Source organism: Thermanaeromonas sp. DSM 22490, assembly GCF_056378755.1.
Genome location: NZ_JBJHHE010000035.1, coordinates 1 through 19,775, shown reverse-complemented (window position 1 = coordinate 19,775; position 19,775 = coordinate 1). Strand labels below are relative to the sequence as shown.

Below are 19,775 nucleotides of genomic sequence, written 5' to 3'. Positions count from 1 at the left end.
GAAATTTATCCTTCCTGGGAAGTGGCAGGTGGTGTAAAGCCAGAGGTAGCGGAAATAACCGGATTGAAGGCAGGTACGCCGGTGGTGGCGGGCTGCATGGATACCGTGGCGGCCATGCTGGGGGCGGGGATAGCCAGCGAAACCCAGGCTTTCATAAACGGAACCCCTGGGTGCTGCCTGGCTTGCAGGGAAAGGTACGGGCGAAGGTAGATGTGAACTGGAACAACTGCTTCAAAGGGGGGTAGCTACGCAAGTTTTACCTAACGAGGATCAGAAACATTTTTATGATAAGTTATTTAAAATATACCAGTATATTTATTGGACCAATAAAGATTTATTTAAAAGATTAAACATTCATAGCCTCTAAGAGCTAAAGGCTTAAGATTAAGTTAGTTTAAAAGGAAAGGGGGTATTTTTATGTAAAATGCTATTTAACTTAAAAGGTTTATTTAATTCTAATCACTAAACTAAGGAGGGAAGAGTAGTGACAGCGTTGGATTGGGTAGTGGTGGTCTTATTTGTTCTGGGAACTTCACTTTTTGGACTTTATTGGCAAAGATATGTTAAAAGCTCCAAGGATTGGATTTTAGCAGGAAAACGCCTGAGATGGTGGCAGATCGGTATAGCCGAAACGGCTGATGCCGTGGACGGTACAGACTACGTAGGAGCCACTGGGGCCGGATACCGCACCGGATTTAGCCAGCTGGCATACAACTGGTACGGCATGGGCTTCGGCTACTTGATTCTTTCTCGATGGATCATTCCCCTCTTTTACCGCTCTGGCGTGTACACCAATGCCCAATATCTAGAGCTCCGTTTCAATTCCGCCCTACGAGTCTTAAGTACAGTGCTACAGATCTTTTACCGGGCACTAGCCATGGCTATGGTCATGTTTTCTTTAGCCACAATCTTTAAGGTAATTTTAGGTGTTCCTTTCTTAAGTGGAATCATAATTGCCCTTATAGTGACTGCTTTATACACGGTTTTTGCTGGCCAGTTGGGAGTTGTGATGGCTACTATACCCCAAGTAATATTAATGCTCATCACAGCTACTATAGTACCCCTGGCTGCCTTTAAGGAAATCGGCGGGTTCAGCGCTATATGGGCAAAAGTTGCTGATCCTGGACGAATGCTCCATATGGCTGGTTTTTCTCAACCTGGAGTACCTGGAGTTATCTACTTGATAGGTGTCATTTTAACCCTCATGACCTATCCCTTGGTTAATCAAACTGTGGCCCAGAGGTTCTTTGCTGCCAAGAATGAAGCAGAAGCCCGGGTGGGAGCTGTCTTTACCATCCCCTTATGGTGCTATATTACGGGGTTAAGCGTATTCCTAGGGATGGCCGCTACCATTCTTTATCCTGGGTTAAAGGGGGCCCAGGCAGACCAGCTTTATCCTCAATTATTAATGCGTTATTTTGCTAATGGGACGGGTATCTTAGGCTTGCTAGTGGCAGGTGTTATAGTGGCCAGTCTCAACACCGCGGCTGGTATTGGCACAGCTATTGGCGGGCTCCTAACTGTAGATATTTACGCTAAGTATATTCGTAAGGGAGCTGCCGACCAGCATTACCTGCTTATGACGAGGATTTTTGCCCTGGTGGCCATGCTGGTTGGAGTAGCGATGATCGGAGCCATTGAAACCTTGGGTGGTTTAATTCCCTTCTATCTAGCTCTGGTCGGTCCGCTAGTCCTGCCTCTGGCTGTACCTTACGTGGTGGGTTCCTTATATCCTAAGGCCAGCCGATGGTCCGGTTTTTTAGGTGTAATAGTGGGCATGTTGTTTGGTCTGATAGTAGTTATAAATGATCTAGGAGCCAAAACTTTCCCCATTTGGCTCCGTCAAGCCCAGTGGCGAACCATTTGGGCTATAGTAGTTACTGGTATAGCCATGCTTATTATCAGCTATATTGAAAATCGTCTACGTGGACCTATACCCGAAACGGATCTGGCTTCTCAACTTAATATTTGGAAAATGGGAAGTATTAATCTTTCTCCTGAAATGCAAGAGATGCTAAAGCAGCGGGCCAAAGAAGCAGCTAAAATGGAAGAATTTATTGATATCGTTGAGCCCGGAATTCCTGAAGGTACTCCGTGGTACTTACATCCGACCACGTGGGAGATCTTTACCTTGGCTTGGTTGCTATTCTTCCTAATTATTTGGTGGTAAAGTAATGGAGTGTCCCGGCTGAGGCGGAGCCAATGAAGCTGGGACCTGTTTTATCTTTTGACTGATGGGGGAACGCTTCTTGAGACTTATTGTTATGCCTAGAGAAAAGGGTAGGCATTCCATTGCAGAGATACAGATAAAAAGTCTACCGGTGACAATATCACCGGAAGCTGCGGCCAGGCTGATTAATAACCGTCAGAAACGCTTACGTTATCCTCTGCTCAGGCATCTTTATAGGGGCAGGGGTAAGCCCGTTGCTTTGGAACTCATTTTTGTACCCCATTACTATTTTGAGTTTATCAGTGGCAAGATGGAAAGAAGTGGGGTAAAGATACACTGTGCATACCTGGCTGACGCGGCCCTGGGGGTAGTGGAGGTATGCCCTATAGCGGCCCGGCTCACAAGCCTTGACGTTCCGGCAAGAGCGGTTATGCCCTGTAGGTTGGGTCCGGAAGCTGCACGTCCGGTAGCGGAAAGCCATGCGCGACAGTTCATGTTACGCTATACCGGCTCTATTAATGTTCTCCTGGTTAACGAAGAGCTTGTTTATTTACCGTTCTGGCTGATCTATTACAGTCTTCCTACAGGGGATGTGGACTTTGAAGCCCTGGAGGCTTTTAGCGAGGGTAGACCAGCCGGGCGTAGAGTTAAAGACATTATTGTCATACTTATGGAGAACAGGGGGGAGAAAGGTGAATAGTCGAGAAAGAATTCGGAGGGCGCTATTACGCCAGGAGGTAGACAGGGTACCGGTGGTCAATATTTTTAATCAAAGTTACCTCACCCGGATGTTAAATTTACAGGGTAGTATTATCCAGGTTTACTTGCAGGACCCATTGGGTACAGTAATTGGGCTCCAAGAGCGCCTTAAACACGATCCCGTGGTTAATCTTTACACTTTTATCGAACCTGGAATTATTACATGGCCTAGTGCATATCTAAAGTGGCCTGATAGGGCTACAACCTATTGGGTTATCGAAGAACAGATCCTGGGCTACGAAGATGGCCGGCCTGTCGTTGAGCGCAGGTACCATACGCCCCGGGGTACCTTAAAGTCGATTTATCGCCAGGAGCCCTTTACGAAGTGGGTTTTAGAACCTGTTTTAAAGGCGGATACTGATTTTACGCTTCTTCAGTACCGGCCAGATCCGGAAATGCTAGATTTAAGTATACTTAAGAAGATGATTGATCAGGTGGGCGATCGAGCCTTCAGCATCATTGATATTTCAGGATGTTTTAATGAGTACTGCTGGCTCAGGGGTATGGTAGAGGCCTTATATGATATTTATGACTGCCCAGAGCGAGTTAAGGCAGTGTTGGACATCTTACGGGACTACAATATTAAACTGGTTAGAAGCCTTAGTCAGGTGGGAATAGATGCCATCCTGTTAAACGAATCGTATGTGGGATTAGGCTTATCGCCTCAAGCCTTTGAAGAATTTGTGCTCCCTTATGATCGGGAAATTATCGCGGCAGCAAAGGAAGCTGGTTTTATGGTCAGCTATCACGTCTGTGGTAAAAGCAACAGCCACCTGGAAATGATGGCTGATAGCGGTGCTGATGCTATAGAGGTATTAGCTCCGCCAGAAGTAGCAGGGGATGTTGATTTGGCTGATGCTAAGAAGCGCATAGGCGGAAAAGTAGCCCTGTGGGGCGGGTTTAATGAGCGGGTGCTAGCTGGAAACGACACTGAGGCGATAAAAAACGAAGTGTGGAGATGCCTTGATGCAGCTGCCCGAGATGGGGGTTATATCTTGAGGGGTGCAGGCCAAATTTATGAAGCTACACCGCGGGCATGGGAAGCCTTTATCGGGGCGATAGAAGAGTGGCATGAGGAGCGTTGTAGGAAGTGAATATCATTAGGCTTTACACGAAAAGAAGTATAATGCGCTATATAATTTCGGCAGCCCTCTCAGCAAGATATATAATTGCTGTGGCTCCCATAATACCCTGCCGTAACTAGCTATACTGACGGGCCGAGCTAGAGAATAACTACATGGAGTTGATACAGATAGACCTGAGTTCCACGGGAGCCTTTTGTTGCTAAATGCGATAGTATGCAAATTGCAACATCTGCTGGTTAGGCAAACCAGTTTCCCGGGAACTTAGAGCGCTTTTGGAAATTGGTGTATTAGTTCTTATTAAATCCAACCTCTAAGTTGTAATATGCAATGGATGAACCCTGAAAACGGTAATTAAGGTGTTCCTCCTGTCTTCCGGACAAAAGATTATATAAGACCTGGCACGAATTTTGCAATGGTAAATTTAAGGAAGTTAGCTTCCTAAGGAGGATAGCCCAATGCCGGGAACTATGAGTTCGCGGGAAAGGGTATTGGCAGCTTTACACCTCAAACAGCCCGACCGCGTTCCTTTTGTAGACAGTATCGATACCGGTATAGCGCGGATCATTATGAGCCGTGAAGATTTTACCCCAGTAGAGCTGGCAGAGAAACTCCACCTAGACGCCATCTATCTTGAGGATTACCTGCCGCCCCTTTTCTGCCTTCGCCAGGAGATAGGTGGGATCAACGAGGTAGTGGACGGGCTCATTAAAACAGAGGATGATCTTCGTCTCATGGAGTTCCCAAATCCTCATAATCCAGCCTTTTATGATAAAGTCAAGCGATTTGTAGATAACTATAAGGACAGCGGCCTCGCCATTTTCGCCAAGATCCGCCTGGGGGCCAGCCCTACCATCTTAAGCATGGGTTGGACAGGGCTTTCCTATGCTTTATACGATAATCCCAAACTTGTTAGAGAAGTTATCGAGCGTTTTGCCGGTTGGACTAAAGCGGTAGTGGAACACTTAAATGATTCAGGTATAGATTTTCTAATGGCGGCCGATGATATCGCCTACAAGACGGGTCCCATGATTTCACCCCAAGTGTTCCGGGAGATATTCCTCCCTGCTATGCGGGAAGCGGCTTCCGCCATTAAGCTACCTTGGGTATATCACAGCGACGGTAATTTGGAACCTGTCTTCGATGATTTGCTCACCTTAGGTATGAACGCCATCCATCCTTTTGAGCCAGGCGCCATGGACATTGTGAAATTTAAGAAGAATTACGGCGATCGCATCTGCATTATGGGCAATATCGACCTGCATTATACCCTTACCCAGGGTACGGTGGAAGAAGTAGTGCAGGAGGTTAAGGAGCGGCTGGCTGCCCTGGCTCCCGGAGGGGGTTACATCATCGGGAGTGCGAACGGGATAGCCAATTACTGTAAGGTGGAAAATGTGCTGGCCATGGCCGAAACGATATGGGAGTATGGGGCCTATCCCATTCAAATCCAATAATAAGTTAGGAAAGAAGGAAGGGTAATAACCGTGCAGGATGAACTCAAGAAAACCCTCGAGAAATATATAGAGCTGGTGGATAGCGAAGAAAACCAACGCCGGGAGCAGTTCTGGCAGCCCGAGCCGGTGTATTGTCGGGATAAGTTCCGCCGCATCCCCAGACCATGGAGGGAAACGGGCTATGCGCCGGTGGTAGCTGATCCTGGCCCTACTATGTGGGCTAAAATTTTTAACTTCAACCTGCGGGAGTACTATACAGACCCTGAGGTGTATCTCCTTAATTACCTCAAGATAATGATCGCCCAGTTTGAACTAAATGATGATACCACACTCCATAAAGTTCTCCCCTTCTGGCCTGGGGTGACCTTTGAGGCGGCTCTGTTCGGGATGGAGACTATCTACCATGACACGGAAGACCCCTGGCTCGGTCGGGAGCTGGTGCTAAAGGAGAAAAAAGATCTGGACAAACTAAAGCCACCTGACTTTTACGAAAGCGGCCTGATGCCCCTTGTCCACCATTTCTACCAGGAGATAAATGAATGGCTTAAGGGTACAGGGTGTAGCCTAGCTTTTCCTGAGCTTATCCGTAGCCCCTGGGGCCTGGCTTTTCAACTTCGGGGTTTTGCTGAACTGGCCGTAGATTGTATGGAGGATCCTACCTGGGTCCATGTGCTGATGCGCTTTTTAACCGAAGCCCGGAAGCAATGGTATGAGGACAGGAGCCGCTTCCTAGGCGAACCTGTCCCACCCGGCCACTTATATAACGACGAAGTAGATTGTAATGTAATAGGCCCTAACATCTATGAAAAATATATCTTACCTTACGAAATAGAACTTTCCGAGTTCCACGGAGGTATAGTTTACTGGCATAGCTGCGGTAATATTACACCGGTACTGGGGCTAGTTAGGCAGATCCCTAATTTGGCCATGATTAATATCAGCTCCTGGACTGACTACCGTAAGGCAGCCGAGGTTTGTCCAGATATCGCCTTGGAGATCTGCGTGCGGCCCACAGACGATGTTTATTTAGCTGACCAGGCCAAGGTGGAAAAAAAGGTAGGAGATATCGTTGAGGCCTGTGTGGTCGATAATGTCCATGCTTTTTGCCTGCGGGCCGGAAGTCTCCAGCAGTTTTCTGATAGTGTTCCTGCAGACCTGGCCAAGGCTAAAGAATGGGTGGCTATAACGAAGAGCAAGGTCCAAGTATCCCTAAATAAATAGAAAAACAGCAAATTAGTCTCTTTTACGAGACCCCAAAGTAAATAAAGTATCCGAGATAGGTAAAGGTAGCTGATGGCAAAATGGACGTCCTTGTTTTGCACCCAGATGATAATGTAGCAGTTGCGCTACGAAATCTTTCCCGTAATGAGGTAATTGAGGTAAACCTCGGTGGGGGATATAAAGAAGTTGTAGTAAAAGAAGATATCCCCTTCGGTCATAAAGTGGCCTTAGTGCCCCTATCTCCTGGCGCTCTAGTTATTAAAAAAAATACGCCTATTGGGGAAGTCACCCAGCCTATTGAGGTGGGGCAGTGGGTGCATGTTCATAATGTTGTTAGCCGACGGGCCTCTTCCTTAAGGAGTGGTAGGGCTTTCGACTTCTCCGGTAGCCCCAAATAAAAGCTACAGAAGGATAGGATTAACCATGAAGATCTACGGATATTGCCGTCCAAACGGTTGGGTGGGTTTTAGAAATCATGTAGTTATTTTACCTACTGTAATGTGTTCCTCAACCTTAGCGGTACAAATAAGCTCCCTGGTGAAAGGGACAGTTGCTTTACCCCATCCCCACGGGTGTTCCGAGCTAGAGGATGATCGGCAGCGGACCTTACGTACTTTAGTAGGCTTAGCAGCTAATCCTAATGTAGCAGGTGTGTTGGTCGTAGGCCTCGGTTGTGAGAATGTAACTGTGCCCGAAGTAGTGGAAGCTTTAAAGGGGACCCAGAAACGGGTAGAATTTTTGACTATCCAGGGGGCAGGAGATACCCCTTCTGCTTTAGAAAAGGGGATACGGCTTGCCCAAGAGCTAGTCCAGGAAGCCTCCCTATATAAGAGAAAAGAGGTGACCTGGGAGGAAGTTATTTTGGGATTGAAGTGCGGAGGTTCGGATGCCACTTCTGGGCTAGTTTCCAACCCTGTTTTAGGCTTAGTAGCAGACAAGGTGGTGGCTTTGGGTGGAACAGTGGTCTTATGCGAGACCACAGAGCTTATCGGTGCCGAGCATATTTTGGCCGAACAAGCGGTAAGTAAGGAGGTAAAGGAACAACTCCTGAAGGCTGTGGCTTCGACGGAGGCTATCATTTGCGCTCTAGGGCTAGATTTACGGGGCACCCAGCCGGGGCTTGGTAATATGGCGGGGGGCCTGACCACCATTGAGGAAAAATCCCTTGGGTGTGTTTGTAAAGGTGGGACCTCACCGTTAGTGGAGGTAGTGGATTATGCCTGCCGGCCTACCCGGCGGGGCCTGGTTATGATGGATACCCCGGGTAATGATATGGAGGCGGTGACAGGCCTGGTGGCTGGAGGTGCCCAGGTTATAGCCTTTACTACCGGATGCGGTACACCCACGGGTAGTGCCCTGGCGCCGGTAATTAAAATCTGTGGTAATCCCATGACCTCCAAACGTATGGCTGCCAATATTGATGTAGATGTCAGCGGTGTTATCACCTCTGGGGAAGCCTTGGAGGAAGCGGGGGAGAGGTTATTCCAGGAAATAGTTGCTGTGCTAAACGGGAAGCTTACCAAGGCTGAGGTGTTGGGACATCGCGAGCTGGCTATAAGCAGGATACATCAGAGCTTTTGAGGAGGGGTGGGAGGGGGAAAAGGGTACGAAGGCGATGATACAAAAATAGCTGGATATTTTAAAACGAACAAAAAAAGGAGGTAGGACTTTATGCTTAAAAAGTTAGGCATTCTATTTGCGGTTTTGGTATGCTTAACTGCTTTAGCAGCGGGTTGCGGGGGTAAAAAAGAGGCGGGTAAAGAGACCCCTAAGGCCGAAGGCAAACAGGAGAAAATTACTATTAAGATTTCTTATGAAAATAATCCTGGTGAGCCCGTAGATAAGGCTGTCCGGGAATGGGGACGTCTTATTAAAGAAAAAAGCAACGGCAAAGTAGAATTTGAATATTATCCTAGCTCTCAATTAGGTTCTAAAAAAGATGTAACTGAACAGGCCATGCTGGGGGCTAATATTATTTTAATTACAGATGCCAGTTTCCTAATGGATTATGTCCCTGATATTGGTATCCTTTCTGGACCTTACCTTGTTGATAATTTCGATCAACTTTTTAAACTGACCGAGAGCGATTGGTTTCAAGAACAGGCGAAGAAACTGGAGCAGAAAGGCGTGCATATTGTTACCACTAAATGGATATATGGTGTGCGCCATATGGTGACCACTAAACCAGTTAAGAAACCTGAAGATCTAAAAGGCTTAAAGATCCGGGTTCCTAATAACAAGCTATTCATAGAAACTATTAATGCCATGGGTGGAACGGCTACCCCCATGCCTTGGGCCGAGGCCTATCCGGCCATTATGCAGGGTGTAGTCAACGGAGCTGAAAATCCCCTGCCAGTCCTGTACGGGGCCAAACTTTACGAAGGCGCTAAAAATCTGAATTTAACCGGGCATATCCATATGATTTCCCAGTGGATAGCTGGACAGAAGTTCATAGACAAGTTGCCGCCGGATGTAGTTAAACTCTTGCACGAGACGGGAGACGAGGCAGCTAAAACTATAAACCAGCAGATTGAGGCCGCTGATAAGGAAACCTTAGAGAAGTTTAAGGCAGCAGGTGTAAATATTGTAGAGGTGGATCGTGAAGCCTTCCGCAACGCGGTCAAGGTAGTATACACTAAATTCCCTGAGTGGACGCCCGGTCTTTATGATAAGCTTCAAGCCATGATTAAATAGCAGTACTTTAAATAGTGGCACCTTAGCTTTAGAAATTATGGGTTTGAGATTTACGGGCTAAGGTGCTCCTCAATTTTTCTTTATTAAGGAAGTGAGAAGATGAAAAGGAACAGGCTATTCGGGGGAATAAATAAGTTCGATGATATTGTCAGCAGCCTTTTTATGGGTATCATCGTCTCTTTAGCTACAGCCAATGTTTTTATGCGTTATGTACTGGGCCGGCCTTGGGGCTGGGCGGAGGAAGTAACTATATTTTTGTTTGTCTGGGTTTCGGCCCTAGGAGCTGCGTCTATGGTAAAGGGAGAGGGTCATTGTAGTATCGATGTAGCGGTAAGAAGGTTGCCTCCGGGGATTAGACGGTTTGTTGATATAATAGATTATTTTATAGTTCTTATAACCTTAGTTTTAATAATATGGTATGGTGTTCTCTTGGCTGCCGGAGCAGGTACCAAGATCACTCCTATTTTAAAAATACCGTATACCTGGGTAGATATTTCTCTACCCGTGGCCTCTATCTGGATGTTAGCTTATTACTTGAGGTATCTGTGGCAGGAAATAAAAGGACGTAGCGATAGGGAAGCGGGGGAGTAAAAGGACATGGTAGTAGCTCTGGCTGCTATAGTAGTTTTGGTTCTTTTTGGTCTCAACGTACCCGTGGCTTTCGCCATCGCCCTGGCCTCTTTTTTATACTTCTTTATTAGCAACGACCTCTCCCCTGTTCTGGTAGTCCAACGTATGATCGGCGGAGCGGATAACATTCCTCTTTTGGCCATTCCTTTTTTTATGATGCTCGGTTCCATAATGAACTATACTGGGATTACTAAAGGGCTTCTTAAGTTATCAGACGTATTATCTGGCCATTTAAGAGGAGGGCTGGCCCAGACCAACGTAGTCCTAGGGGCCCTCATCGGTGGTCCCTCGGGAGCCGGTCTAGCCGATGCGGCTATGATCTGCAAGATCCTGGTACCCCAGATGGTTCGCCAAGGCTATAGTAAGGCTTTCTCAGCTGCCCTGACCTCTGCTTCAGCCTTGCTCGGCCCTATTCTACCGCCCGGGATTGGTCTGATCATCTATGGCTACATCGCGGATACCTCCATAGGCAAACTTTTCATGGCTGGCATTATACCGGGCATCATTCTTACTGCCCTTTATATGATCGTTGTTCATATTGTAGCCAAGCGACGCGGATATCTCCCCGTAAGGGATCGAGGGCCCACTGTTAAGGAGATACTCATCGGTATTAAAGATGGTTTTTGGGGCCTTGTTTTAATGGTAATCATATTGGGTGGGATTCGTGCGGGGATCTTTACTCCCACTGAAGCAGGGGCGGTAAGCGTTTTTTATACTCTGCTTGTAGGCTTGGCCTACCGGGAGACCAAGTGGGCGGATATCAAGGTAGCCCTTCTGGAAGCTGCTAGATCCTCTGGAGCAATAATGCTTATAATTATGGCCTCGGCCAGTTTTGCCTGGATCCTTACCTGGGAAGGGGTGGCCCAGAAAGCAACTAATTTATTGTTGAGTCTTACTACTAACCCAGCTGTATTCCTATTTATCATGAATATATTCCTTCTTATTGTTGGCATGTTCCTGGAAGGGAACGCGGCCATAATTCTTCTTACTCCTTTACTTATGCCTACAGTTCACGCTTTAGGGATTGATCCGGTCCATTTTGGGGTAGTGATGATCTTTAACCTTACCATAGGAGCTGTTACCCCTCCCTTCGGAACCACTATGTTCCTTACTTGTACCCTTACCGAAGTTAAAATAGATGAATATGTAAAAGAGATGGTGCCTTTCTATATAGCTTTGCTGATAACCTTATTCTTAACCTCATACATTCCAGCCCTTACTTTAGTCTTGGCTAATACTATAAAGTAGGCTAATAGATTGAAGACATATGTCAAAACAACCCTTAGGGGGCGGACTAAAATGGGAGCTTTATCCCTTTTCAACTTAGACGGCGAAGTTGCCATGGTCACAGGAGCTGGTAGTGGTATCGGGCAGGCTATAACTTTAGGGCTGGCCGAAGCTGGAGCTGATATCTTTGCTGTAGGACACAGTAGCGTCGAAGATACCCAAAAGAAGCTTAACGCTACAGGTAGAAGGTATTATACTACCACGGCAGATTTATCTAGTGAAAAGGAAATACAAGGTGTAGTGGAACGAGCCTTGGATGAGTTTGGGAAAATCGATATTTTAGTCAATGTAGCTGGAGTGATCCGCAGGTCCCCAGCAGAAGAGCATTCCCTTAAAGATTGGGATGAAGTACTAAACTTAAACCTGCGGAGCGTATTTCTACTATGCCAACTGGTAGGTAGGCATATGCTGGAGAGAGGCTATGGTAAGATTATCAATATTGCCTCTATGCTTACTTTTTTAGGCGGCTATACAACGGTTTCCTATGCTGCGGCCAAATCAGGAATAGCTGGCTTAACCAAGACTTTGGCCAATGAATGGGCAGGCCGCGGGATAAATGTAAATGCCATTGCGCCGGGGTGGATAAAGACTAAGATGACTAAAGCTATCCAGGAAAACGAGGCTCGTTACAACTTTATTTTATCTCGGATACCGGCAGGCCGCTGGGGAGAACCGGAGGACTTGGTGGGCGCAGCCATCTTTTTAGCTTCACCAGCTTCGGATTATGTCAATGGACATATCCTAGTGGTGGATGGTGGGTACTTGGCTCGTGGATAGAGTAAATAAGTAAATGAAAAGTTGAATAAATACAGTTCTTAAGGTATAAAGAGGTGGTATTCAGGAATGAAAGCACTGGTTTATCAGGGGCCGGGGGAAGTAAGGGTTGAAGAGGTACCCCGGCCAGAGCTCAAAAAAGGAGAAGCTCTGATAAAAGTAGCCTATGCAGGCATCTGCGGGACAGACCTTATGATCGCAGACGGTAAACACCCCCGCGCCCGGGCCCCCTTGATCCTGGGTCACGAGTTCTGCGGAGAAGTGGTAGAAGTTTATGATCCTGGTGATAGGTCCTGGATCGGGCAACGGGTAGTAGTGGAACCGCTTTTGACCTGCCAGCGCTGCCGGCCCTGTCAGGAAGGGAATTATCATGTATGTGAGACTCTGGGCTTCTTAGGTATAGATGCCCCAGGAGCCATGGCCGAATATGTGACAGCTCCTGTAGAGAGGATATACCCTATTGACGACTTGTCCTACGAAAGGGCTGCCTTGGTCGAACCGGTGGCTGTGGCCGTGCATGCCGTTCGGCGGTCGGGATTTAAGGTAGGGGAAAGGGGTGTTATCTTGGGGGGAGGAACTATAGGCCAGCTTATAGCACAGGTATTGTTAGTCGCTGGAGCTACCGAAGTTATAGTTTCAGAGGCTAGCCCCTACCGTAGGGAGTATTTAAAGAAGCTTCCTGTTAAGGTAGTGGATCCCGCAGGGGAAGCGTTAAAAGATACTACAGGAGACGTGGTTTTTGAGGCTGCCGGAGTAGTGGATACTGTAAATCAGGCGGTTAATTTAGCTCGTGTGAGGGGCACTATTCTACAGGTGGGGCTACCTAAAACAGTTCCTCCTGTGGATTTAGTAAAGGTAGCTTTTAAAGAATTATCCTGGATAGGTTCACGTGTATATAATCGAAACGATTATCTGGCAGCCATCGAACTTTTGCGTTGTGATAAAATCAAAATGGAAACCTTGGTGACCCATGTACTCCCTCTGGAAGAAGGGGTACGGGGGATTGAATTGCTTAACCAGGGCCAAGGGATCAAGGTTCTACTAAAACCCTAAGATTTTGAGGCGGTGAACCGTGAAGGGAGGCAAAAAGATTTGTGTTATCGCCCCCTATCCTCACTTAAGTGCTGTGGCCTCACAAGTATGTGAAGAGCTGAACCTGGAATGTGATATATATGTGGGGAACATGTCTGAGGGGTTGGAGCTAGCCCTTAAGGCGGTGGAAGGAGGTACCCGGGTTCTCTTAAGCCGGGGCGGCACGGCCCTTTTGTTGCGCCATTATGTTAAGGTACCTGTTATAGATATTCCTGTCACCGGCTATGATATCCTGGATACCTTAGGCGCCTTGCGAGGATATAAAGGGACTATTGGGGTTATCGGTTTTAGAAGTGTAATCCAGGGATGCCAGAAAATTGCTGAATACTTGGAACTGAGTATATGCGAGTTTGAGCTGAAGGCCCAGGAAGAGGTACCTTACTGTCTGGATAAAGCTGCTCGTGCGGGGATCCGGTTAATTGTAGGAGATAGCGACGCTGTAGTCCAGGCGCGTAGGCTAGGCTTCGAGGCCCGGCTTATCGATTCTGGTCCAGAATCTTTTCGGGCCGCCCTTCTAGAAGCCCAGCGGGTGCTGGAAGCCCAGGAGCTGGAGAGGGAGCGCCGGAGGCAGATTAAGGCCATCGTAAACCATATTAGCGACGGGGTTATAGCCTTGGATGAGGCCGGCCGGCTTACGGTCTTTAACCCGGTGGCGGAGGCCATCTTTGGCGTACAGCAGGCCGAGGTATTAGGTAAAGACCCTACCAAGGTGATGGCTTTAAAACCTTTAGGTGAGGCTTTATATAATGAAACCGGTAGACAAGTGTATATAATCCACTTAGGAGATAAGCCGGTGGTGGTTAATCGTGTACCCCTGGTGGAAGCCGGGCAAGTAAAAGGTGTAGTCATTACCGTCCAGGACGCAAGGCACATACAGCAGGTCGAAAAGGAGCTGAGAAAAGAGCTCCAGCGCAAGGGTTTCCAGGCTCGCTTTACCCTAGATCAGATCGTGGCGGAATCCCCGGCCATGCGGGCGGTGGTCGAGGAGGCACGGAAGTTTGCAGCGGTTGATTCAACTATACTGATAATAGGAGAAACCGGCACTGGTAAGGAGATGGTGGCCCAGGGTATCCATAATGCTAGTAGCCGGCGTGAAGGACCTTTTGTAGCTGTAAACTGTGCCGCCATCCCGGATTCTTTGCTGGAGAGTGAGCTTTTCGGCTATGCCCGCGGTGCCTTCACAGGCGCTCGGCGGGAGGGGAAGATGGGCCTTTTCGAGATGGCCCACGGGGGTACCATCTTTTTAGATGAGGTCGGCGAGGCTCCTCCGGGAGTGCAGGCTAAGCTCTTGCGGGTCCTCCAGGAGCGACAGATAATGCGGGTAGGGGACGATAAAATGCTCCCCATCGACGTACGGGTCATCGCTGCGACCAACAAGGATTTACGGAAACTAGTGAAAGCAGGTCAATTTCGGGAAGACTTATATTATCGCCTAAGCGTATTAAGCTTGCATATACCTCCTTTACGTGAAAGACAGGAAGATATCAAGCCCTTGATAGAATATTTCTTGGCCCGGGCCAATGCTAGGTTTGGCAAAAAGGTAGAGCTACCTAGGGAAGTTTTAAGTACTTTGCTTAAGTATAAGTGGCCGGGGAACGTGCGAGAGCTAGAAAATGTAATCTATAGATTAGTGCTTTTAGGAGATGTTAGTATAAACCAGCTGAAACGTTGTGGCCTTCTTGAGGAGGAAACTATGAAAGCTGGTAGCTCCCCTTTTCGTCCTAGCGATGGCCAAAGTAAGATTACTATTGAATTGCAAGGTACTTTACAAGAAATGGAAGCTACTATAATTAATACTGTGCTTGAGCAGGAAAGATATAACAAGACCAAGGCAGCTAGAAGGCTGGGTATAGATCGCTCTACCCTGTGGCGTAAGATGAATAAAGACCTGATAAAAGACAGACGAGGTACGGCTAGTTAGGTAATTAAAAATTTAAAATGGGAGGGCCTAAGCTATAAAAATGCTTACAGTCTTATCTAAAAAATGTACTGGGTGCCGGGTTTGCGAAATCATCTGCTCCTTGGAACATGCAGGAGTTATTAACCCAAAACGGGCCCGGATTAAGGTGTATACTCGATGGCCTGACGATTTTACAATTTCTGTTTGCCAGCAATGTAAAACACCTGCTTGTGTAGAAGCTTGCCCTACAGGAGCCTTGAGGAAAGAAAATTGGATTATTTTGAATGAAGAACTTTGTACTTCTTGTATGTTGTGTGTTAAAGTGTGCCCTTATGGAGCAGTAAGGATAGATAGAGTGAGTTCCATTCCGCTTTTCTGTGATACTTGCCAGGGGAAATACACCTGTACTGAATGGTGTAACTCTCGGGCGTTACAGGTAGAAGAATGATATTAAGGTGAGGGGGAAGAGGGGTATGGGGGAGAAATATTTTGGTTGGATGGGAAAAATCTTGGTAATAGATTTCAGTTCAAGTTCTGCCTGGATAGAATATGTAAATAAGGACCTGTTTACTGCTTATCTCGGTGGTAAGGGATTAGGGGCAAGGCTTCTTTATGATCAGCTTCCTGCAGGGTGTGACCCTTTAAGTCCTGAAAATATCCTCATTTTTGCCAACGGCCCCTTGACCGGGACTCTGGCTCCGACAGCCAGCCGTTGCGTAGTATGCACCAAAAGCCCTTTAACTAACGGGTGGTTGGATACCAGTGCTGGAGGCTTTTTGGGTCCTGAACTTAAGTACGCTGGTTATGATGCTTTGGTGATAAAGGGTTGTGCTAACGAGCCGATTTATATTTTAATCGATGACGATAAAGTAACCTTCCACAGCGCAGCTCACCTTTGGGGGAAGGGAACCTTTGCCACCCATGAAGCCCTGCGCCAGGCCCACGGGGAAGAGTTTATGGTGGCCTGTATCGGGCCGGCAGGGGAGAAACAGGTACGCCTGGCTGCTATAATCTCCGAAGCCAGGGCCTTCGGCCGTGGTGGGGCTGGAGCTGTAATGGGTTCTAAGAATCTCAAGGCTATTGCTGTGCGGGGAAGCCAGGATGTACTTATTTGGGATAATAGGGAATTTCTCTTAGCCTGTCGGGAGGCCCTAAATGAAATAAACCTTCATCCGGATACCGGTGGGGCCCGGCCCAAGTATGGTACCAACGCCATCTACTCCCTTATAAACGAAGCCGGGATCCATCCTGTATGTAACTTCCAAAGAGGGGTTTTTAACGGAATTGACCGGCTTAATGAAGAAGAATGGGCCCAAAAATATTATACCAGGCATAAAGCTTGTTTTGCCTGTCCTATCCATTGCTCTAAAGTATCCCGTATAACCCAGGGGCCATACCAGGGGAAAGTGACCGAAGGGCCAGATTACGAGAATACCTGGGCTTTTGGGGCCCAGTGTGGAAATGATGATCCTGGGGTAGTAATCTATGCTGAGTATCTATGTGATGATTATGGCCTGGATACCATCTCTACTGGTAACTGTATAGGTTTTGCCATGGAATGTTTTGAAAAAGGCTTGCTTAAGGAAGAAGATGTCGGGTTTCCCCTACGATTTGGGGATGGCCGAGCTATAGTTCAGCTTATTCACTCTATAGCCCAGCGACAAGGAATAGGAGCACTTTTGGGAGAAGGGGTAAAAAGGGCGGCCCAGGTTATAGGTGGAGGAGCCGAGAAGTTCAGCATGCATGTAAAGGGCCTAGAGCTTCCTGCCTATGACCCCCGGGGATGTTTTGGTATAGGATTGGCGTATGCTACCAGCGACCGGGGTGGGTGCCATCTACGTTCCTGGCCAGTGGCAGCCGAAATCCTTAATCCTTCCAATCGCTTGGACCCTTTATCCCTGGAGTTTAAAGCCGAGTATGTGAAAAATGAACAAGATCTCATTGCGGCTATAGATTCCCTGGGTCTCTGTTTATTTGTGACCTTTGCCCTTACGCCCCGGCAAGTGGTGCGCTTGGCTTATTCCCTTACTGGATGCGAAGAAATTTCCAGCGGCGACAAACTCGTAACCATCGGGGAAAGGATTTATAATCTTACCCGCCTTTTCAACTTGCGTGAAGGGTTAACTGGTGAAGACGATATCTTACCTCAGCGCCTTCTTAACGAACCTTTGCCTGACGGCCCAGCCCAAGGCCAGGTAGTGCCTTTAGAACAGATGCTAAAGGAATATTACCTAATACGTCACTGGGATGGTGAGGGGCGGCCTACCCAGGAGAAACTAGCTGAATTGGGGCTTATAGAGTAAAGGTGGTATTTTAGAACCAAATGCAGAAAGTAACAGTAAAGTGGAAGTTTTTTGCCCACGTCAAGGAGGCTGTGGGGTTCCGAGAGTACCAGATGAAAGTAGATCCCTTTCTTCCTCGGGCCCTGGCCCAACTGGAGGCTGAACTTGGAGTTTCCCTGCAGGAAAAGATAGGGAGAGAATGGATACTTCTTATCAATGGACGCCCCTTTTTGTTAAAGGAGAGCCCCCCTTTGGAAGAGGGGGATATCATAGCCCTGGTACCCCGTCTAGGTGGAGGTTAAGGAATTCTTATCATTATGGAGGGGAATGAAATTGTTCAAACCCGAAGGTGTATATGCTGTAATACCTACCCCCTTTGACGAAGAAGGGAATATAAACGAACCTGTCCTGCGGCGCATGGTAGATTTTTTAATTGATAAAGGAGTTCATGGCCTTTTTCCCTTGGGCAGTACCGGAGAGTTTATTCATTTGACTTTAGACCAGAGTAAGCAAGTAATGGAAATTGTAGTGGACCAGGCACAGGGGAGGGTACCTGTAACACCGGGGGTAACAACAACTTGTGCCTCTAATTCGATATTATTGGCCCAATATGCTAAAAAGATAGGATGTTCGGCTGTAGTGGTAGCGCCTCCTTATTATTATCCTGTATCCCAAGAGATGATAGAAAAGCATTACGAGACCATAGCGGATAGCGTTGATCTGCCTATAATAATCTACAATATCCCGCTTTTTAGTACGGCCATAGGTTATGATGTACTGAAACGCTTAAGTCGAAGGGAAAATATTGTAGCCATGAAGGACAGCAGTGGTAGCCTAGTGGACCTTATACATTTTATGGATAAAGTACGCTTAATTGGAGGGGAAATGAACTTTTTAGTAGGTAGAGAAGAGATGTTATTCTCTGGGCTAGTTACCGGATGTCACGGCTGCATGGTAGCTACTGCCAGTGTGGTACCAGAGATAATGGTTTCTATTTATGCTTACTGGAAGCAAGGTAATCTAGATAAAGCAAGGGAACTTCAATTTGAAGTATTGCAGCTTATCCGGGCTTGTTTTGCCCTCCCCTTCCCGCTAGGTTTTAAGGCAGCTATGGAGTTACGGGGTTTTCCTATGGGCCCCTTTAAACAGCCTCTTTCAGATGCTGACCAGTATAATTACCGGGGTATTAAGGCGAGGATAGAAAAATTGCTCTTTACTTTATTAGGAAGAAACTTATAGAGTGTCTAAGTCAAAAAACCCCTCGTAAGAAAAGAGGTATCCGTCACCAACAAGTAACCATATTAATTTAACTTTTAAATCCAAATCAGGAATAGCTGTGTTTGTCAATCGAAAAGTTGACCTGGCACATCCCCAGTTTTAAATTTCCGGCATCAAGGAAGGTAGGAAACACAATAGTCGGCGGCAACTTGGCCTTAAAGCTTTGAGTGTATAATATACAACTTGCCACAGCCCCAGAATGCGTCTTTTAGTAGTGGAACTAGCTACCAGTTTCCGGTGATACCCTTTCTCTTCACCATAGGCTCCAGCCAAAAGTAAATGGAAATAAGCATAGACTATGACCAAAAGTAAATGGTAACTAGAAACCACGGCTCTTCTTGCCCAGAAGCAAATTGGTAAATAAGCCGTACCGGATACTTCTCTTTCTTATGGTAGAACACCTGGCCAAAATCGATTAGTTGGTTTGGACGCACAGGAAAACGTTGTAAACTCCCAATAAATTGCTCACTATTTATCCAGGCAGTGCCCGAAACTCGAATGATATACCTGAACCCTAAAAGCTCCAGTTTCTTAAATAACTCCACCCGCCCAAAACCGCGGTCGGCCAGTATTATAGCTTCAATCCCTTCAGGTATAAGATTCTTTAGTTTCTCTAACAGCCTTTTTTCTTCCTGGTTCTGGCTATAGCTTGGATTTTCTTTTTCCACTACTCGCCATAAAATAGGTATGGCTCGGGTATCCAGAATAACGGCGAGAAGAAGCCTGATGCTTTTTATCATGTAAGTTCGTCCAATCCAAGGCTATAAGTAATCTTTTTCTTGAATTTGTAAGCAAGGTAATCAGAGGTTTGACAGCTTTCTCTATGGCTACTCTGTTATTACCCAGAAAACGGTCTACCAGCTTTATCTTATGCTTTTGAGCTACTGGTCCTGGAATTCCTCGGGCTATAGCCGCAACACCAACGCGGCGCGACCTCATAAGCCCGTACACCAAAGCTGCTAGAGTTTTCCTTTGGGACTTGCGCAGGTCGTTAAACCATGCTATATAGTTTTTAACAAATCCCTTAAAACTCATGGGAATCCTCCTTTCACGCCCTATCGTTTATAAATATTTCTTCTATGACCCCACACTTCCCTTTCCCTGGCAAGAAGTACTGAGTGTCACCATATGTAAATTTTGTTCCTCCAC

18 protein-coding genes and 1 pseudogene are annotated in these 19,775 nt (G+C 46.9%); 18 read left to right on the top strand and 1 reads right to left on the bottom strand.

Features of this window, described 5'->3' with window-relative positions:
* The 18 genes and pseudogenes from AC1BI1_RS14285 to AC1BI1_RS14200 form a co-directional block, all read left to right on the top strand.
* Nucleotides 1-210 (top strand): annotated as a pseudogene (locus AC1BI1_RS14285) (hypothetical protein); the annotation flags it as partial.
* A gap of 274 nt (nt 211-484) precedes the next feature.
* Nucleotides 485-2,170, top strand: coding sequence for a sodium:solute symporter family protein (locus tag AC1BI1_RS14280; RefSeq protein WP_476717978.1), 1,686 nt, complete (start codon nt 485-487; stop codon nt 2,168-2,170).
* Between the two features lie 79 nt (nt 2,171-2,249).
* Entirely contained in the window at nt 2,250-2,870 is a 621-nt protein-coding gene (locus tag AC1BI1_RS14275; protein ID WP_476717977.1) for a hypothetical protein, read from the top strand.
* Nucleotides 2,863-4,023: a uroporphyrinogen decarboxylase family protein gene (locus tag AC1BI1_RS14270; RefSeq protein WP_476717976.1), complete on the top strand. Its 1,161-nt coding sequence runs from the start codon at nt 2,863-2,865 to the stop codon at nt 4,021-4,023. Before AC1BI1_RS14275 ends, AC1BI1_RS14270 begins: the two co-directional genes overlap by 8 nt.
* Nucleotides 4,024-4,469: 446 nt before the next feature.
* Nucleotides 4,470-5,468 (top strand): uroporphyrinogen decarboxylase family protein, encoded by a 999-nt coding sequence (locus AC1BI1_RS14265; protein WP_476717975.1) that lies wholly within the window; start codon nt 4,470-4,472, stop codon nt 5,466-5,468.
* Nucleotides 5,469-5,498: 30 nt separating this feature from the next.
* Nucleotides 5,499-6,689, top strand: coding sequence for a uroporphyrinogen decarboxylase family protein (locus tag AC1BI1_RS14260; protein WP_476717974.1), 1,191 nt, complete (start codon nt 5,499-5,501; stop codon nt 6,687-6,689).
* Nucleotides 6,690-6,769: 80 nt separating this feature from the next.
* Nucleotides 6,770-7,087, top strand: coding sequence for a UxaA family hydrolase (locus AC1BI1_RS14255; RefSeq protein ID WP_476717973.1), 318 nt, complete (start codon nt 6,770-6,772; stop codon nt 7,085-7,087).
* Nucleotides 7,088-7,112: 25 nt separating this feature from the next.
* On the top strand, nt 7,113-8,270 hold the full coding sequence (locus tag AC1BI1_RS14250) for a UxaA family hydrolase (RefSeq protein WP_476717972.1): 1,158 nt from the start codon (nt 7,113-7,115) through the stop codon (nt 8,268-8,270).
* A 90-nt stretch (nt 8,271-8,360) separates the two neighbouring features.
* Nucleotides 8,361-9,383: a C4-dicarboxylate TRAP transporter substrate-binding protein gene (locus tag AC1BI1_RS14245; RefSeq protein WP_476717971.1), complete on the top strand. Its 1,023-nt coding sequence runs from the start codon at nt 8,361-8,363 to the stop codon at nt 9,381-9,383.
* A gap of 99 nt (nt 9,384-9,482) precedes the next feature.
* Nucleotides 9,483-9,974 (top strand): TRAP transporter small permease, encoded by a 492-nt coding sequence (locus AC1BI1_RS14240; protein WP_476717970.1) that lies wholly within the window; start codon nt 9,483-9,485, stop codon nt 9,972-9,974.
* A 6-nt stretch (nt 9,975-9,980) separates the two neighbouring features.
* Nucleotides 9,981-11,261 carry a TRAP transporter large permease gene (locus AC1BI1_RS14235; RefSeq protein ID WP_476717969.1) on the top strand — a complete coding sequence of 427 codons (1,281 nt, stop codon included), beginning with the start codon at nt 9,981-9,983 and terminating at the stop codon, nt 11,259-11,261.
* Between the two features lie 51 nt (nt 11,262-11,312).
* Nucleotides 11,313-12,077 carry a 2-dehydro-3-deoxy-D-gluconate 5-dehydrogenase KduD gene (gene kduD / locus AC1BI1_RS14230; RefSeq protein ID WP_476717968.1) on the top strand — a complete coding sequence of 255 codons (765 nt, stop codon included), beginning with the start codon at nt 11,313-11,315 and terminating at the stop codon, nt 12,075-12,077.
* A gap of 66 nt (nt 12,078-12,143) precedes the next feature.
* On the top strand, nt 12,144-13,127 hold the full coding sequence (locus AC1BI1_RS14225; protein WP_476717967.1) for a zinc-dependent alcohol dehydrogenase: 984 nt from the start codon (nt 12,144-12,146) through the stop codon (nt 13,125-13,127).
* Nucleotides 13,128-13,146: 19 nt separating this feature from the next.
* Nucleotides 13,147-15,087 carry a sigma 54-interacting transcriptional regulator gene (locus AC1BI1_RS14220; RefSeq protein ID WP_476717966.1) on the top strand — a complete coding sequence of 647 codons (1,941 nt, stop codon included), beginning with the start codon at nt 13,147-13,149 and terminating at the stop codon, nt 15,085-15,087.
* Between the two features lie 40 nt (nt 15,088-15,127).
* Complete coding sequence (locus tag AC1BI1_RS14215) at nt 15,128-15,514, top strand: 4Fe-4S dicluster domain-containing protein (RefSeq protein ID WP_476717965.1); 387 nt, start codon at nt 15,128-15,130, stop codon at nt 15,512-15,514.
* 25 nt (nt 15,515-15,539) lie between these two features.
* Nucleotides 15,540-17,369, top strand: a complete 1,830-nt coding sequence (locus AC1BI1_RS14210; protein ID WP_476717964.1) for an aldehyde ferredoxin oxidoreductase family protein — start codon at nt 15,540-15,542, stop codon at nt 17,367-17,369.
* A 20-nt stretch (nt 17,370-17,389) separates the two neighbouring features.
* On the top strand, nt 17,390-17,650 hold the full coding sequence (locus AC1BI1_RS14205) for a MoaD/ThiS family protein (protein ID WP_476717963.1): 261 nt from the start codon (nt 17,390-17,392) through the stop codon (nt 17,648-17,650).
* 31 nt (nt 17,651-17,681) lie between these two features.
* Nucleotides 17,682-18,587, top strand: a complete 906-nt coding sequence (locus AC1BI1_RS14200; protein ID WP_476717962.1) for a dihydrodipicolinate synthase family protein — start codon at nt 17,682-17,684, stop codon at nt 18,585-18,587.
* Nucleotides 18,588-18,922: 335 nt separating this feature from the next.
* Here the strand turns inward: AC1BI1_RS14200 and AC1BI1_RS14195 are convergent, their stop codons facing one another.
* Nucleotides 18,923-19,366: a transposase gene (locus AC1BI1_RS14195; protein WP_476717961.1), complete on the bottom strand. Its 444-nt coding sequence runs from the start codon at nt 19,364-19,366 to the stop codon at nt 18,923-18,925.
* Nucleotides 19,367-19,775 lie beyond the last annotated feature (409 nt).